Source organism: Streptomyces lincolnensis, assembly GCF_021173675.1.
In the GTDB taxonomy this organism is placed as follows: Bacteria; Actinomycetota; Actinomycetes; order Streptomycetales; family Streptomycetaceae; genus Streptomyces; species Streptomyces lincolnensis_B.
Map to the genome: position 1 here is coordinate 251758 of NZ_JAIHON010000009.1, position 15402 is coordinate 267159.

The 15402-nt window shown below is 71.5% G+C and carries 11 protein-coding genes; 7 read left to right on the plus strand and 4 right to left on the minus strand.

Annotated features, from left to right (window positions below; genetic code table 11):
• Window positions 1-40: 40 nt before the first annotated feature.
• Window positions 41-2857 (plus strand): DEAD/DEAH box helicase, encoded by a 2817-nt coding sequence (locus K4B79_RS27595; RefSeq protein WP_232029634.1) that lies wholly within the window; start codon window positions 41-43, stop codon window positions 2855-2857.
• Between the two features lie 55 nt (window positions 2858-2912).
• Here the strand turns inward: K4B79_RS27595 and atzF are convergent, their stop codons facing one another.
• Genes atzF through K4B79_RS27615 form a run of 4 tightly spaced genes read right to left on the minus strand, consistent with a single transcriptional unit; the run spans window position 2913 to window position 9634 of the window.
• Complete coding sequence (atzF, locus tag K4B79_RS27600) at window positions 2913-4583, minus strand: allophanate hydrolase (protein ID WP_232029635.1); 1671 nt, start codon at window positions 4581-4583, stop codon at window positions 2913-2915.
• A gap of 28 nt (window positions 4584-4611) precedes the next feature.
• Complete coding sequence (locus tag K4B79_RS27605; RefSeq protein WP_232029636.1) at window positions 4612-8130, minus strand: 5-oxoprolinase/urea amidolyase family protein; 3519 nt, start codon at window positions 8128-8130, stop codon at window positions 4612-4614.
• Window positions 8127-8777: an urea amidolyase associated protein UAAP2 gene (locus K4B79_RS27610; protein ID WP_232029637.1), complete on the minus strand. Its 651-nt coding sequence runs from the start codon at window positions 8775-8777 to the stop codon at window positions 8127-8129. The genes K4B79_RS27605 and K4B79_RS27610 overlap by 4 nt, the downstream gene beginning before the upstream one ends.
• Window positions 8778-8809: 32 nt before the next feature.
• Window positions 8810-9634, minus strand: coding sequence for an urea amidolyase associated protein UAAP1 (locus K4B79_RS27615; RefSeq protein WP_232029638.1), 825 nt, complete (start codon window positions 9632-9634; stop codon window positions 8810-8812).
• Between the two features lie 209 nt (window positions 9635-9843).
• On the opposite strand from K4B79_RS27615, the gene K4B79_RS27620 reads away from it, so the two are divergent.
• The 6 genes from K4B79_RS27620 to K4B79_RS27645 all read left to right on the plus strand — a co-directional run bounded on the left by K4B79_RS27620 (window position 9844) and on the right by K4B79_RS27645 (window position 15393).
• Window positions 9844-10485, plus strand: coding sequence for a TetR/AcrR family transcriptional regulator (locus K4B79_RS27620; RefSeq protein ID WP_232029639.1), 642 nt, complete (start codon window positions 9844-9846; stop codon window positions 10483-10485).
• A gap of 313 nt (window positions 10486-10798) precedes the next feature.
• Entirely contained in the window at window positions 10799-12388 is a 1590-nt protein-coding gene (locus K4B79_RS27625) for a sensor histidine kinase (protein ID WP_232029640.1), read from the plus strand.
• Window positions 12385-12792, plus strand: a complete 408-nt coding sequence (locus tag K4B79_RS27630; RefSeq protein ID WP_067429409.1) for a roadblock/LC7 domain-containing protein — start codon at window positions 12385-12387, stop codon at window positions 12790-12792. The genes K4B79_RS27625 and K4B79_RS27630 overlap by 4 nt, the downstream gene beginning before the upstream one ends.
• The gene (locus K4B79_RS27635; RefSeq protein WP_232029641.1) at window positions 12789-13211 is read left to right on the plus strand and encodes a DUF742 domain-containing protein; all 423 of its coding nucleotides are present in this window, start codon (window positions 12789-12791) and stop codon (window positions 13209-13211) included. Before K4B79_RS27630 ends, K4B79_RS27635 begins: the two co-directional genes overlap by 4 nt.
• Window positions 13192-13812 (plus strand): GTP-binding protein, encoded by a 621-nt coding sequence (locus K4B79_RS27640; RefSeq protein ID WP_232029642.1) that lies wholly within the window; start codon window positions 13192-13194, stop codon window positions 13810-13812. The genes K4B79_RS27635 and K4B79_RS27640 overlap by 20 nt, the downstream gene beginning before the upstream one ends.
• 96 nt (window positions 13813-13908) lie before the next feature.
• Window positions 13909-15393 (plus strand): cytochrome P450, encoded by a 1485-nt coding sequence (locus K4B79_RS27645; protein ID WP_232029643.1) that lies wholly within the window; start codon window positions 13909-13911, stop codon window positions 15391-15393.
• Window positions 15394-15402: the final 9 nt, after the last annotated feature.

The following is a 15402-nucleotide window of genomic DNA, read 5'->3' on the forward strand; positions in this document are numbered from 1 at the left end:
GAGTGGACTGTCAGTGGTGGCGGGTAGTCTCGTAGACAAGATGACAGAGGACCTCTCCCCGGCCGAGCGGTACGCGGCAGCACGCAGGCGCGCTGTCGAGCAGGCCACCGCGCTCGCCTCCTTCCGCGAGATGTACGACTTCGGCCTCGACCCCTTCCAGATCGAGGCCTGTCAGGCACTCGAGGCGGGCAAGGGCGTACTGGTGGCCGCGCCCACCGGCTCCGGCAAGACGATCGTCGGCGAGTTCGCCGTCCACCTCGCCCTCCAGCAGGGCAAGAAGTGTTTCTACACGACACCCATCAAGGCGCTGTCGAACCAGAAGTACGCCGACCTGTGCCGCCGTTACGGCGCCGAGAAGGTGGGCCTGCTCACCGGCGACAACAGCGTCAACTCCGATGCCCCGGTGGTCGTGATGACCACCGAGGTGCTGCGGAACATGCTGTACGCGGGCTCGCAGACCCTGCTCGGCCTCGGATACGTGGTCATGGACGAGGTGCACTACCTCTCCGACCGCTTCCGCGGTGCCGTATGGGAAGAGGTGATCATTCACCTCCCCGAGTCGGTCACCCTGGTCTCGCTCTCGGCGACCGTGTCCAACGCCGAGGAGTTCGGCGACTGGCTCGACACCGTCCGCGGCGACACCCAGGTGATCGTCTCCGAGCACCGGCCCGTGCCGCTGTTCCAGCATGTGCTGGCCGGACGGCGGATGTACGACCTGTTCGAGGAGGGCGAGGGCAGCAAGAAGGCCGTCAACCCCGACCTCACCCGGCTGGCCCGGATGGAGGCCCAGCGTCCGTCGTACCAGGACCGCAGACGCGGCCGGGCGATGCGCGAGGCCGACCGGGAGCGGGAGCGCCGCCAGCGTTCGCGGGTGTGGACGCCGAGCCGGCCCGAGGTCATCGAACGACTCGACGCCGAGGGGCTGCTGCCCGCCATCACGTTCATCTTCAGCCGCGCGGCCTGCGAGGCCGCGGTCCAGCAGTGCCTGTACGCGGGGCTGCGGCTCAACGACGACGAGGCGCGCGAGCGCGTGCGGTCCCTGGTGGAGGAGCGCACCGCCTCCATCCCCACCGAGGACCTGCACGTCCTCGGGTACTACGAATGGCTGGAGGGCCTGGAGCGCGGTATCGCCGCCCACCACGCGGGCATGCTGCCGACGTTCAAGGAGGTCGTCGAGGAACTCTTCGTACGCGGCCTGGTCAAGGCCGTGTTCGCGACCGAGACGCTCGCGCTGGGCATCAACATGCCCGCCCGCTCGGTGGTGTTGGAGAAGCTCGTCAAGTGGAACGGCGAGCAGCACGCCGACATCACGCCCGGTGAGTACACCCAGCTGACGGGGCGCGCGGGCCGGCGCGGCATCGATGTCGAGGGCCACGCCGTCGTGCTGTGGCAGCGCGGCAGCAGCCCCGAGCACCTCGCGGGACTGGCCGGCACACGCACGTATCCGCTGCGGTCCAGCTTCAAGCCGTCGTACAACATGGCCGTCAACCTGGTCGAGCAGTTCGGGCGGCACCGCTCGCGGGAGCTGCTGGAGACGTCCTTCGCGCAGTTCCAGGCGGACAAGTCGGTCGTCGGGATCTCGCGCCAGGTACAGCGCAACGAGGAGGGTCTTGAGGGCTACAAGGACTCCATGACCTGCCACCTCGGTGACTTCGAGGAGTACGCGCGGCTGCGGCGTGAACTGAAGGACCGGGAGACCGAGTTGGCCCGGCAGGGCGCCAACCAGCGGCGCGCCGAGGCCGCCGTGGCGCTGGAGAGGCTCAAGCCGGGTGACGTCATCCATGTGCCGACCGGCAAGTACGCCGGCCTGGCGCTGGTGCTGGACCCCGGGCTGCCGGCCGGGCGGTCCAACGGCCACCGCGGCTTCGAGCACCACGACGGGCCCCGGCCGCTGGTCCTGACCGCCGAGCGGCAGGTCAAGCGGCTCGCCTCGATGGACTTCCCGGTGCCCGTCGAGGCGCTGGAGCGGATGCGGATCCCCAAGTCCTTCAACCCGCGCTCCCCGCAGTCCCGTCGGGATCTCGCCTCCGCGCTGCGCACCAAGGCGGGGCACATTCCGCCCGAGCGGGCCCGCAAGAGGCGGTCGGAGGCCGCCGACGACCGGGAGATCGCCCGGCTGCGCACGGCGATCCGCGCGCACCCGTGCCATGGGTGCGACGACCGGGAGGACCACGCCCGGTGGGCCGAGCGCTATCACCGGCTGCTGCGCGACACCTCGCAGTTGGAGCGGCGCATCGAGGGGCGCACGAACACCATCGCGCGCACCTTCGACCGGATCGTCGCGCTGCTGACCGAGCTGGACTATCTGCGCGGCGACGAGGTCACCGAGCACGGCAAGCGGCTGGCCCGGTTGTACGGCGAGCTCGACCTGTTGGCCAGCGAGTGCCTGCGGGAGGGCGTCTGGGAGGGACTGGCCCCGGCCGAACTGGCCGCCTGTGTCTCGGCGCTGGTGTACGAGTCGCGGGTCGGCGACGACGCGATGGCGCCGAAGCTGCCGTCCGGCAAGGCCAAGGCCGCGCTCAGTGAGATGGTGCGGATCTGGGGGCGGCTGGATGCTCTGGAGGAAGACTTCCGGATCAGCCAGACCGAGGGTGTCGGGCAGCGGGAGCCGGATCTCGGGTTCGCCTGGGCCGCGTACATGTGGGCGTCCGGGAAGGGGCTCGACGAGGTCCTGCGGGAGGCGGAGATGCCGGCGGGGGATTTTGTGCGGTGGTGCAAGCAGGTGATCGATGTGCTGGGGCAGATTTCCGCGGCGGCGCCTGTGTCCGGGGGCGAGGGGTCGACTGTGGCCAAGGCCGCGCGCAAGGCGGTTGATCAGTTGCTGCGGGGGGTTGTGGCCTACTCGTCTGTGGGGTGATCTTGCCGGGTGGCTGCGCGCCGGTCGTGGCTGGTCGCGCAGTTCCCCGCGCCCCTTAGGACGTTGGCCTTTCCCCGTGCTTCAAATAGTTCCGCCAGCCTCTGTGTTCCGTGATGTCCTCGGCCTCCGTCAGGGCGGCCGGCTCGCACAGGAACCCCGGAACCTGGGTGCCGTCCGCCAGTTCCACCCTGCCCAAGGTCATCGGGCGGGGGAGCGAGGCCAGGAGGCGGCCCAGGCCCTCCGCCGGGAGGCGCCAGATCTCCGTCTCGATCTCCGCGCCTCCCTCGCCGACGTGGACCAGGCCCGGCTTGGGCGGCTCCGTCGCCAGGGCGTGCAGGCGGTACACCGGGGCCGTCGTGGTCGTGCGGTCGAGGCGGGCGCCCAGGGACAGGAGTTGGGGGTTCAGGGGCTGGCCCGTGAGGTGGGCGCCGACCACCGCCAGGTAGGTCTCCGGCTGGAGTAGGGCCGCGATCCTGGCCAGGCGTTCGTCCGTGAAGGTTGGACCGATCAGCATGACGCCGAAGGGAAGGCCGTCGACCTCCCCGGCCGGGACGGCGACCGCCGCCAGGTCGAAGAGGTTGGTGGAGTTGGTGAAGCGGCCCAGGCGGGCGTTGGCGCCGAGGGGATCGGCGGCCACGTCGGCGAGAGTGGGGTGGCCGGGGGTGGTCGGCAGCAACAGGGCGTCGGCGTCGGCCAGTTCCGCCAGCGCGCGGGTGCGCAGGGTCGCCAGGTGGGCGGTGTCGGCGTAGAGCTGATGGGCGGGGATGTCACGGGCGCGGGTGATGATGCCGGCCACGGTGGGGTCGAGGGAGTCGTCACCCTCGGCTGTTGCCTTGTCGACAAAGCTTCCCACCGCTGTGTAGCGCTCGGCGACGAACGCGCCCTGGTAAAGCATCGCGGCGGCCTCGACGAACGGGCTGAGGTCGATCTCCCGCACCGACGCGCCCGCCGCGGCCAGCCGGGCGACGGCGTCGTCGTAGGCCTCCGCCCAGCCCTCGTCCAGCTCGCCGAGCTGTTCGTGCGAGGCGACCGCGATGCGCCAGGGGCCCGGGGCGCGCTGGGGGAGGGGCGGGAGGTCGCGGTCGGGCGGGGACGCCATGTACGCGAGGGCCTGCTCGGCCTCCGGCAGGGTGCGGGCGAAGACGGTCACGCAGTCGATCGAGGCGCAGGCCGGGACGACACCCGCCGTGGGGACCAGGCCCCGGGTGGGCTTGAGGCCGACGATGCCGTTGAAGGCGGCCGGGACGCGGCCCGAGCCCGCGGTGTCGGTGCCGAGGGCGAAGTCCACGATGCCGAGGGCCACGGCGACCGCCGACCCGGCACTGGAGCCGCCGCTCACCCGCGAGGGATCGTGGGCGCTGCGGACCGCGCCGTACGGAGACCGGGTTCCCACCAGGCCCGTCGCGAACTGGTCCAGGTTCGTGGTGCCCAGCACGATCGCGCCGGCGGCACGCAGACGGGCGACGACCGGCGCGTCCGCCTCGGGGGCGTAGGCGTAGGACGGGCAGCCCGCGGTGGTGGGCAGGCCGGCCACGTCGATGTTGCCCTTGGCGGCGAACAGGCGGCCGGCGAGGGGGAGGTGCTCGCCCGCGGCGACCCGCTCGTCGACCGTACGGGCCTCCGCCTCGACCTCCGGCGCCGGGCGCAGGTCGATCCAGATCTCGGGGCGGTCCACGGCCTCGATGCGGGCGTAGGCGGCGCGAACGCGGGTGAGGGTGCCGGACATGTGCTGCTCCTGTCTCACTGATCCTGTCTCACTGAGGGGCGGGGGCCAGGACGACCAGGGCCGTTCCCGCCTCGACCTGGTCACCCGGTCCGGCCAGGATCTCCGCGACCACGCCGCCGACCGGCGCGGGCACCCTGGACTCCATCTTCATGGCCTCCAGGGTGAGCAGCGGTTGTCCGGCCGTGACGGTGTCACCGGGCTCGACGTTCACCTGCCATACGGAGGCCGCGAACTCGGCCTCCACCAGGCGTCCGCCCGCGGGGATCTCGATGTCCTTCGGGGGCGTGGCCGGTGCGGCCGCGGCTTCGGCGCGGGTGAACTCGCCCGCGGCCTCCCAGGCGTCCCGTTCCGCCGAGAAGGCGGTCTGCTGGCGGGACCTGAACTCCGCGATGGACCCGGCGTGTTCGGCCAGGAAGGCCTGGTACTCGGCGAGCGAGAAGGTGCCCTCCTCGATGCGCGGGACGAAGCGGCCGGAGATGATGTCGGCGCGCAGCTGAAGGAGTTCGTCCGCGTCCACCGGGTACCACTTGATCCGGTCGAAGAAGCGCAGCAGCCAGGGCGAGCCCGGCTCGAACGCGCCGCGCTGCTGCCAGGGCGACCACACCTGGGTCGTCCGGCCCACGAACTGGTAGCCGCCGGGGCCCTCCATGCCGTAGACGCACAGGTACGCGCCGCCGATGCCGACGGAGTTCTCGGCCGTCCAGGTGCGGGCCGGGTTGTACTTGGTGGTGACCAGGCGGTGCCGCGGGTCGAGCGGGGTGGCCACGGGGGCGCCCAGGTAGACGTCGCCCAGGCCCAGGACGAGGTACTCGGCGTCGAAGACCGTGCGGTGGACGTCGTCGACCGACTCCAGGCCGTTGACGCGGCGGATGAACTCGATGTTCCACGGGCACCAGGGCGCGTCGTCGCGGACGCCGGCCATGTAGCGGGCGATCGCCTCGCGGGTGGCCGGGTCGTCCCAGGAGAGCGGGAGGTGGATGGTGCGGGAGGGGACCACCAGCTGGTCGCTCGGGGGCAGCGAGGCGGTGATCTCCCGGACGGCCGCGAGGAGTTCGGACTGCGGGAGACGGGCCGGGTTCGTCTGGATCTGGAGGGAGCGGATGCCGGGGGTGAGGTCGGTGATGCCGTCCGGGCCCCGCTCGGCCACCGCCTCCATCAGGGCGTGGACGCGCATGCGCAGGGCCAGGTCCAGCTGCATGGGTCCGAACTCGACCAGCAGGTTGTCGTCGCCGCTGCGGCGGTAGGTCACATCGCCGTCGCGGGCGAGGATGCCGCCGTCCACGACGGCCGGGCGGGCCGAGCCGTCGACCCGCACCGGGACGAATCTCACCGTGTCGCCGGGCCGCAGCTGGCCCAGCTTCCAGCGTTCCCACGAAGCGACCGTCGCCGGGCACACGAACCCGCCGAGCGAGGGGCCGTCCGGGCCGAGCAGCACCGGCATGTCGCCCGTGTAGTCGACGGCGCCGACCGAGTAGGGGGTGTCGTGGATGTTGGAGGGGTGCAGGCCCGCCTCGCCGCCGTCGGCGCGCGCCCAGCGCGGCTTCGGGCCGACCAGGCGGACGCCGGTGCGCGCCGAGTTGAAGTGGACCTTCCAGTCGGCGGCGTAGAAGTCGTGGATGTCGTCCTCGGTGAAGAACTCCGGGGCGGCGTGCGGGCCTTCGACGGCGCCGATGTGCCAGGTCGAGTCGAAGGAGGGGATGTGGGAGGGGATGTCGGTGACCGGCGTCCCCTCGGCCATGCCGCCGCCGTGCAACACGTCCCCCGTGCGCAGCGCCCTGCCCCCGTGCCCGCCGAACCGGCCGAGCGTGAAGGTGCTCGCGCTGCCCAGGAAGGCGGGCACGTCGAGTCCGCCGGCGAACAGCACGTAGGTGCGCAGGCCGTGTTCGGTGGGGGCGCCGATCTCCAGCAGGGCTCCCGCCGGAACCGTCACCGGCTCCCACCGCGCGACCGGCGCGCCGTCCACGGCGACCGGGGCCGGGGCGCCCGTCACGCACACGGTCGTCGGGTGCGTGAACCGCAGTGACGGGCCCTGGAGGGTGCATTCGAGGCCCGGTGCGCCCTCGTCGTTGCCGAGCGCGCGGTTGCCGAGCCGGAAAGAGCGGTCGTCCATCGGGCCGCTCGGCGGCACACCGACCTGCCAGTGGCCGACGCGGCCCGGCCAGTCCTGCACGGTGGTGAGCGTGCCCCCGGAGACGACCTCGATCCGGGGCGTCGGGTCGCGCACCTCGTCCAGGGTGGCCGTCGAATGGGTCGCCGAGGCGAAGCGGGAGTCGGCGAGCGCCGCCCGCACCAGACCCAGGTTGGTCTCGATGCCGTCGACGCGGGTGCGCGCCAGGGCCTCGTCCAGCCGCTCCAGCGCGCGCCGCCGGTCCGGGCCGTACGCGATGATCTTCGCGAGCATGGGGTCGTACGACGTCGTCACCTCGGTGCCGGTCTCCACCCAGCCGTCGACCCGGACGCCCTGCGGGAACTCCACCCGGGTCAGCAGGCCGGCGCCGGGACGGTGGTCGCGGGAGGGGTCCTCGGCGTACACGCGGGCCTCGACGGCGTGGCCGCGCGGCGGGCTCGGGGCGCGGACGACGTGCCGCTCGCCGCGGGCGAGGCGGAGCATCCACGCGACCAGGTCGACGCCGTAGATCTCCTCGGTGACCGGATGCTCCACCTGGAGGCGGGTGTTGACCTCCAGGAACCAGGCCTCCTCGCGGGCGGCGTCGTAGACGAACTCGACGGTTCCGGCGGAGCGGTAGTCGACGGACGCGCACAGATCGCGTGCGGCGACGGTCAGTTGTTCGCGGACGTGGGTGGGCAGGCCGGGGGCCGGGGCCTCCTCCAGCACTTTCTGGTTGCGGCGCTGGAGGCTGCAGTCGCGGTCCCCGAAGGTGACCACGGTGCCGTCGCCGTCGCCGAAGACCTGCACCTCGACATGGCGGGCGTGCTCCACCAGCCGCTCCAGGAAGACGCCGGCCGTGGAGAAGGAGGCGGCGGCCACGCGCTGCACGCGCTCCCAGGCGTCCGCGAGCTCGTCGGCGGAGCCGCAGGCCGACATGCCGATGCCGCCGCCCCCGCCGGTCGCCTTCAGCATCACGGGGTAGCCGACGGCCTCCGCTGCGGCCAGTGCCTCGTCCAGCGAGCCCAGCAGCCCGGTCCCCGGTGCCAATGGCACTCCGGCCGCCTCGGCCGCCGCCCGCGCGGTGTGCTTGGCGCCGAACAGCTCCAGCTGGTCCGGCGTGGGGCCCACGAAGACGATCCCGGCCTCCTCGCACCGGCGCGCGAACACGGCGTCCTCGGACAGGAAGCCGTAGCCGGGATGGATGGCGCCCGCGCCCGTGTCCTTGGCCGCCCTCAGCACCAGGTCGGCGTCGAGGTACGACTCCTTCGCGGGCGCCGGGCCGAGCCGCACCGCCTCGTCGGCGAGCCGGACGTGCGGGGCGGAGCGGTCGGCGTCGGAGTACACCGCCACGGTCCTCAGGCCCAGTTCGCGGGCGGTGCGGATGATCCGGACCGCTATCTCGCCCCGGTTGGCCACCAGCAGGGTGTCGAAGCTCATGCGGTGATCCCCCGGTCGTCCGCCCCGGTGATCGTCATCTCCACCGCCGTCGGCTCGAAGCCGTTGCACGGGTTGTTGATCTGGGGGCAGTTGGAGACCAGGACGAGGACGTCCCGTTCGGCGCGCAGGGTCAGGGACAGTCCGGGCGCGGAGATGCCGTCGACGATGCCGAGGGTGCCGTCCTTCTCGACCGGCACGTTCATGTACCAGTTGATGTTGGAGACGAGGTCGCGCTTGCCGAGGCCGTGCTTGGCGCCCTCGGCCAGGAAGTTGTCCACGCAGGCGTGCTGCGACCAGGTGTGGTGACCGTAGCGCAGGGTGTTGGACTCCTTGGAGCAGGCGCCGCCGACCGTGTCGTGCCGGCCCACGTCGTCGGCGACCACCGTCATCAGCGGGGTGTACTCGTTCGACATCAGCACGCTGCCCGTGGTCAGGAAGATCCCGCCCTGGGCGTGGACGGTGTCGGGGGCGCTGTAGCGGACCGCGGTGTCCTGGGCGTCGTAGACGAGGAAGTCGACGGCCTGGTTGCCGTGCAGGTCGGTGATGGTCAGCGTCTGGCCGGTGCGGACGACGGCGGACCAGGCGGCGCGGGCGGGGACGACGGTCTTTGTGGGAGCGGTCGTCGTCACAGGGGTGGTGGTCGTCATGGGAGCCGCGGTGTTCGCGGGAGTGGAGGTGTTCACGCGAGCCCCCTCGCGGCGAGGAATTCGGCGGTGTTGAGGAAGGCGCGGCGGCCTTCGGGGGTGGCGTCCCACAGCGGGTCGCCGGGGCGGGTGGCCTCGGCGCGCCAGGCGAGGACCTCCAGCGGGGTGCTGACGTACTCGGGGCGCGGGTCGGACGGATGCGGGACGTTGGCGATCAGGACCGTGACGTCCTGCTCGGCGCGCAGGGTGACGTGGGCGCCGGGTCCGGCGGAGCCGGTGAAGTCCAGGGCGCCGTCCTCGCGGACCTCCACGCCCTGGAAGAAGGAGAGGGAGGGCGGTAGATCGCGGGGTTCGAGGCCGTTCTTCGCGGCCGCCAGCTTGAACAGCTCGCGGCCCGCGGGGGAGGGGCCCTGGGGCGTGCCGTCGCCGTAGCGTCCGGTGTTGCGGGCCAGGGTGGAGGTGCCGCACAGGGCGTCGTGCCGGCCGGAGCTGTCGGCGACGACCGAGGCGAGGACACGGCCCTGGTCGGAGAGCAGCAGCTGCCCCGCGCCGAGGTAGGCGTTCCACTGGACCTTCACCGTGTCGGCGACGTTCAGCCGCTCCCAGGGGCGGTCGGCCACGTACAGCAGGACGTGGGCGCAGGCGTCGCCGCGCAGGTCGGTCAGGCGCAGCTCGGTGCCGCGGGCCAGCACCCGGTGGGTGTAGTTGCCGCCCGCGACGGTCTCGGCCCACACCAGGCGGTCCGCCTCGCAGGGCGGTTCGGGCCAGTCCCGGGCCGGGACGACGGGCATCGCCTCGGCGCGGGCGCCCTCCTGGGCACGCGCGTGGTCGCGGGCTCCGTACGTGGTCTCTGTCGCCATACCGGCACCTCCGGCTGTCGGTCTGTGGCCTGCTGCGCTGTGGCCTGCGTCTCTGGGGACTGCTTCGCCGCTGTCGCTCCTGGTGCTATTTCTGTCGCTCGACAGAAATTAGGCACAGGGCGCGTCACCTGCGTTGCCGTGGCGTTGCCGCCCCGTTACCGGGCCCTCACGAAGATCGCTCAGAGGGCCGGTGTGCGAGGATCGAACGCATGGGAGCAGCACGGACAGGGGCGGGCCGCCGGGTCGGCAGGCCGCGCGCCGCGCAGCGGCCGGACAGCGGCCTGGAGCCGCGCGAGGAACTCCTCGCCGCCGCCGCGGAGTTGTTCACCACCCTCGGCTACGCGGCCACCTCCACCCGGGCCGTCGCCGAGCGCGCCGGGATGCGCCAGGCGTCCATGTACCACTACGTCTCCGGCAAGGAGGAGCTGCTCGCCCTGCTCCTGGAGTCCACGGTCACCCCCTCGCTGGCCTACGCCCGTGACCTCCTCGCCGACGACACGACCCCGGCCGAGCGGCGGCTGTGGGAGCTGTGCCGGGCGGACGTCGGGGTCCTGTGCGGCGGGGCGCACAACCTCGGCGTGCTGTACCTGCTGCCCGAGGTGCGCGACGAGCGGTTCGCCGGTTTCCATGCCGTGCGGGCCGAACTCAAGGGCGCCTACCGGCAGTTGATCGCCGCGACGGCGGCGGGGGGCGCGCTTCCCGAGGGTGCGCTCGATCTGCGGACGGACCTGGTCTTCGGGCTCATCGAGGGGGTCATCCTGGTCCGCCGGTCCGATCCGGAGCGGTCGGTGTCGGTGTCCGTGTTCGCGGAGGCGACGGCGGATGCCGCGCTGCGCGTCGTGGGGGTCTGAGGCGGGGCGCGAGAGGGCTGAGCTCGGCCGGTGAGGGGGGCTTGCGGCCCCGGCCCGCAGGGGCACGTCGCTCATCGCGGTGACTGTTTTCGCATGCCTGTACGCCGTGACGCACCGTGTTCGAACGAAGCCGCAGCGTGTAAATGGAGTCGAGCGTACTCCTCCCGCATGCCCGTTTTCAGGTGCTTGCTGAATATGACACGGCGATGATCCGGTCGGACTAAGCTCGCCCGCAGCGCACCGAGTTGATGTGTATTCGTGCGCTTGTTCCCTATATGTGCGACTCCCCGTCGATATGTCTCAGAGGGCCCACATGGTGAGTGTTCAATCCCCCCCAGGACGCCGTGAACTGCCGTATGCGCGCGTGCTGTTGCTCCCCGCCATAGTCATGGCCGCGGCGACCGGGGCCGCCGTCGCGGCAGTGCAGCAGCCCGCACGGGTCGCCGTCGGCTTGTGCGGTGCCATCGCCACGCTGCTGGTGATCGCGGTGGCGGCGGAAGCGGTCCGGCGCGGTCGTGAACTGCGGGACCAGCGCCGCGAGCACGAGCGGCGCACCGCTCATCTCCAGCAGCGCGTCGCCGAGCACGACAAGGACCTGATCCGGTTCGCCAAGGAGATCGCGCCCACCGCGCTGGACCTTCTGCGCCGCGGAAGTTCCCCCACAGAGGTGATTCGTCGACTCGGTGACACCGACCCCGCGTGGGGGAGGCTGCCCGACGCGCAGATCCACCTCCTGGAGACGGTGCTCAAGATCGTCGACACCGAGGACATCATGCGCGACGCCGCGCAGCGCTCCTTCGTGAACATCGCCCGCCGCGTCCAGGCCATCGTCCACCAGCAGGCCAACGAACTGCGGGAGATGGAGGAGGACCACGGGCGCAACCCCGAGGTCTTCGACGACCTCCTGCGCATCGACCACGGCACCGCGCTGATCGGCCGCCTCGCCGACTCCATCTCCGTCCTCGGCGGCGGCCGCCCCGGCCGTCAGTGGCCCGAGCCCGTCGCGCTGTACAGCGTGCTGCGCGGCGCCATGTCCCGGATCCTGGAGTACCGGCGCATCGACCTGTCGTCCATCGCCAAGGTCAACGTCAAGGGCACGGCCGTCGAGCCCGTGATCCACGCCGCGGCCGAGCTCCTCGACAACGCCACGCGGTACTCCCCGCCGCAGAGCAAGGTGCACGTCACCGCCACCGAGGTGCAGACCGGCGTCTGCATCGAGATCGAGGACGCCGGCGTCAGCCTCAGCGAGGAGGCGCGCCTGAGGGCCGAGGGCATGCTGGAGCGCGCCAAGGCGGGCGTCGACCTCCAGGACCTCGGCGAGTCCCCGCGCCTCGGCCTCGCCGTCGTGGGCCGGCTCTGCAAGACGTACGACATGCAGGTCTCCCTGCGTGCCTCCGCGTACGGCGGTGTCCGCGCCATCCTCGTCGTGCCCAGCGACATGCTCACCGACGAGCCCGGTGTCGGACTCGCCCACGGCATCGGCGCCACCGCCGTGCCCAAGGCCGAACTCGGTGCCCTGCCCGGCCCCAAGCGCACGGTCAAGAGGCGCCGTCCCACCAGCCCCAAGTTCACGACGCCGATCTCCATGGAGGACGACGTCCCCGAGGTCACCGAGTGGACGGCGGGCGGGCTGCCGCAGCGCCGCAGCCGGGTCAAGACCCCGCTCAGCCAGCGCTACGCCGAGCAGGCCGAGATCGAGCGCGCCGAGCGGGAGGGCCGGCCGACCATCTGGTCGACGGCCGCGCGCGAACCGGAACCCGAGCAGAAGCCGGACGACACCCCGCCGGGCCTGTGGGTCCAGGCGTTCATGGACGGCCTCAAGCGCCCCACCTCTTCCGCAGAAACCCAGCCGACCGACGAACCGGCCCGTACAGAGGCCGAAGACGAGGGGAACCTCAAGTGATCCAGCAGCGAGGCAACTTCGACTGGATGCTCCAGGACCTCGCCAAAGGCGTACCGGGCATCGAGATGATCGTGGTGCTCTCCGCCGACGGCCTGCGCATCGCCCGGCACGGCGGAGACCCCGACACCGCCGACCGTGTCGCCGCCGCCTGTGCCGGGCTCCAGAGCCTGGCGGGCGCCGTCGCCCAGGAGATCCCCGGCAGCGACGGCAAGATGAAGATGGTCCTCATCGAGATCCACGGGGGCTACTTCTACCTGATGGCCGCGGGCCCCAACGCCTACCTCGCGGTGCTCTCCGACATCATCACCGAGCCCGGCCACATGAGCGCCCGCATGAGCGACCTGGTCGTCCGCATCGGCGCGCACCTCACCAGTCCGCCCAGGCGCAACGGGCAGACCGTATGACTCCTCCGCAACGCCGACGGCGATATCCCAAGGCCACTCCGGAACCGACACCACAACCCGCGAAGGAGGGCCAGAACCCACCCGAGGGACCGAAGAAGAACCCCGAGCGCCTGTACGTCATCACCGGCCCCGACGGAGCCGAGCGCTCGGAGCTCGACCTGGTCACGTTAATCGTGGCGCACGCCGACCCACCGCCCTCCGCCACGCCCGAGCAGGCGGCGCTGCTCAGGCTCTGCACGGCCCCCCTCTCCGTGGCCGAGCTGTCCGCCTATCTCAGCCTCCCGTTCAGCGTGGTGACCGTCCTGCTCACCGAGCTGCTGACGGCCGAACTGGTGACGGCGCGCGCCCCGATCATCCGCCAGGCGCTGGCCGACCGTTCCCTCCTCGAAGCGGTGATGCATGGACTTCAAAAGCTCTGACACCATCCCCGGTCCGCGAACCGAGGACCACCTCCCGCACACCGCCGAGGCCGCGGTCAAGATCGTCATCGTCGGCGGCTTCGGCGTCGGCAAGACGACCATGGTCGGCTCGGTCAGCGAGATCAAACCGCTGACCACCGAGGAGACCATGACCCAGGCCGGTGTCGGGGTCGACGACAACTACGGCTCCGAGACCAAGACGGCCACCACCGTGGCCATGGACTTCGGCCGCATCAGCATCACCGAACAGCTGGTGCTCTACCTCTTCGGCACCCCGGGCCAGGAGCGCTTCTGGTTCCTGTGGAACGGCCTGTTCGAAGGCGCGCTCGGCGCGGTGGTCCTGGTGGACACCCGCCGCCTCGAAGTCAGCTTCGACGTCATGGGCCGTCTGGAAGAGCGCGGAGTGCCGTTCGTCGTCGCCGTCAACACCTTCCCCGACGGCCCCCGCCACTCCATCGACGACCTCCGCACCGCGCTCGACCTCAGCGAGGACATCCCCATCGTCGAGTGCGACGCCCGCCGACGGGCCTCCAGCCGGGACGTGCTGATGACGCTGCTGCAGTTCCTCCACTCGCTGGCGGTGGAGAAGGCTCCGGTGTGACCCCCGGACGACCTTTCCGCGCTCCCGGTTCCGCCCGGACCGGGGCAGCCCCCACTTCCCTCAGTACAGATCGACCTCAGCTTCGGAGCGATCATCGTGACGCCTGAATCCTTTTCCCCGGCCGGTACGGAAGACCTGACGGCCGGCCCGCCCCCCGGCTGCCCCGCACACGGCCTCGGCCCCGGCAGGCTGCGACGGCTGTACGGCCCCGACGCGGAGGACCTGGGAGCCGTGTACGAGGAGCTGCGCGCCGAGCACGGACCGGTGGCCCCCGCGCTGCTCCACGACGACGTGCCGATCTGGGTGGTGCTCGGACACAGCGAGAACATGCACATGGTGCGCACTCCCACCCACTTCTGCCGTGACCCCCGGCAGTGGAGCGCACTCCAGGACGGCACGATCAAGCCCGATCACCCCCTTATGCCGCACTTCGCCTGGCAGCCCATCTGCTGCCACGCCGAGGGCGACGAACACCGCCGGCTGCGCGGCGCGGTGACCGGGGCCATGTCGACGATCGACCATCGGGGGATTCGCCGCTACGCCAATCGCGCGACCCAGCTGCTCGTCAACAAGTTCTGCGAGAAGGGCAGTGCCGACCTGGTCAGCCAGTTCGCCGAGCACCTGCCCATGGCGGTGATGTGCGAGATCCTGGGCATGCCCGAGGAGTACAACGAACGCATCGTCGAGGCCGCCCGTGACATGCTCAAGGGCACCGAGACCGCCATCGCCAGCAACGCGTACATCATGGACGCCCTGACGCGGCTCACCGTCCGCCGCCGAGCCGAACCCAAGGAAGACTTCACCAGCCACCTGATCAACCATCCGGCGCGGCTCAGCGACATGGAGATCAGCCAACATCTGCGCGTGGTCCTGATCGCCGCGTACGAGACCACCGCCAACCTTCTCGCCAACGTACTGCGGGTGGTGCTCACCGACCCGCGGTTCCGCGCGCAGCTCAACGGCGGTCAGATGACGGTGCCCGAGGCCGTCGAACAGTCCCTGTGGGACGAACCGCCCTTCAGCACCATCCTGCCCTACGTGGCCAAGCAGGACACCGAGTTGGGTGGTCAGCGGGTCCGCCGGGGCGACGCTCTCCTCTTCGGTATCGCGCCGGGCAACGTCGACCCACGCGTGCGCCCCGAACCGAACGCCAATATGCAGGGCAACCGCTCCCACCTCGCCTTCGGCGGCGGACCCCACGAATGCCCGGGCCAGGACATCGGCCGTGCCATCGCCGATGTCGGCGTCGACGCGCTGCTGACCCGCATCCCGGACGTCCAGCTCGCCTGCGATGAGCACGAACTGAACTGGCGGTCGTTCATCCTGAACCGGCACCTGGTGGAGCTGCCGGTGAGGTTCGAACCGAAGGTCCAGCAGGACGTCTCGCAGCGTCCCGCCCTCAACCCGGAGTCGCCGCAGCGTGCGGACGACTGGCAGGTCGGCACGGTGTACACGCGGTCCGCTGCTCCGCAGCCCCCGGCTGCCGAGCCCGTAGCCGCCGAGACACCTGCGACGGCAGCCGCGCCGACCGCTCGACCGAACGTATTCCGGCGCCTTCTGAGCTGGTGGCGCGGAGAGTGAGCCGACCGG

What these genes read in the sequence shown, in the direction of transcription:
- K4B79_RS27625 (WP_232029640.1), top strand. Translation starts at nt 10,799, where the DNA reads ATGGTGAGTGTTCAATCCCCCCCAGGACGCCGTGAACTGCCGTATGCG.
- K4B79_RS27620 (WP_232029639.1), top strand. Translation starts at nt 9,844, where the DNA reads ATGGGAGCAGCACGGACAGGGGCGGGCCGCCGGGTCGGCAGGCCGCGC.
- K4B79_RS27610 (WP_232029637.1), bottom strand. Translation starts at nt 8,777, where the DNA reads ATGACGACCACCACCCCTGTGACGACGACCGCTCCCACAAAGACCGTC.
- K4B79_RS27640 (WP_232029642.1), top strand. Translation starts at nt 13,192, where the DNA reads ATGGACTTCAAAAGCTCTGACACCATCCCCGGTCCGCGAACCGAGGAC.
- atzF (WP_232029635.1), bottom strand. Translation starts at nt 4,583, where the DNA reads ATGTCCGGCACCCTCACCCGCGTTCGCGCCGCCTACGCCCGCATCGAG.
- K4B79_RS27595 (WP_232029634.1), top strand. Translation starts at nt 41, where the DNA reads ATGACAGAGGACCTCTCCCCGGCCGAGCGGTACGCGGCAGCACGCAGG.
- K4B79_RS27635 (WP_232029641.1), top strand. Translation starts at nt 12,789, where the DNA reads ATGACTCCTCCGCAACGCCGACGGCGATATCCCAAGGCCACTCCGGAA.
- K4B79_RS27605 (WP_232029636.1), bottom strand. Translation starts at nt 8,130, where the DNA reads ATGAGCTTCGACACCCTGCTGGTGGCCAACCGGGGCGAGATAGCGGTC.
- K4B79_RS27615 (WP_232029638.1), bottom strand. Translation starts at nt 9,634, where the DNA reads ATGGCGACAGAGACCACGTACGGAGCCCGCGACCACGCGCGTGCCCAG.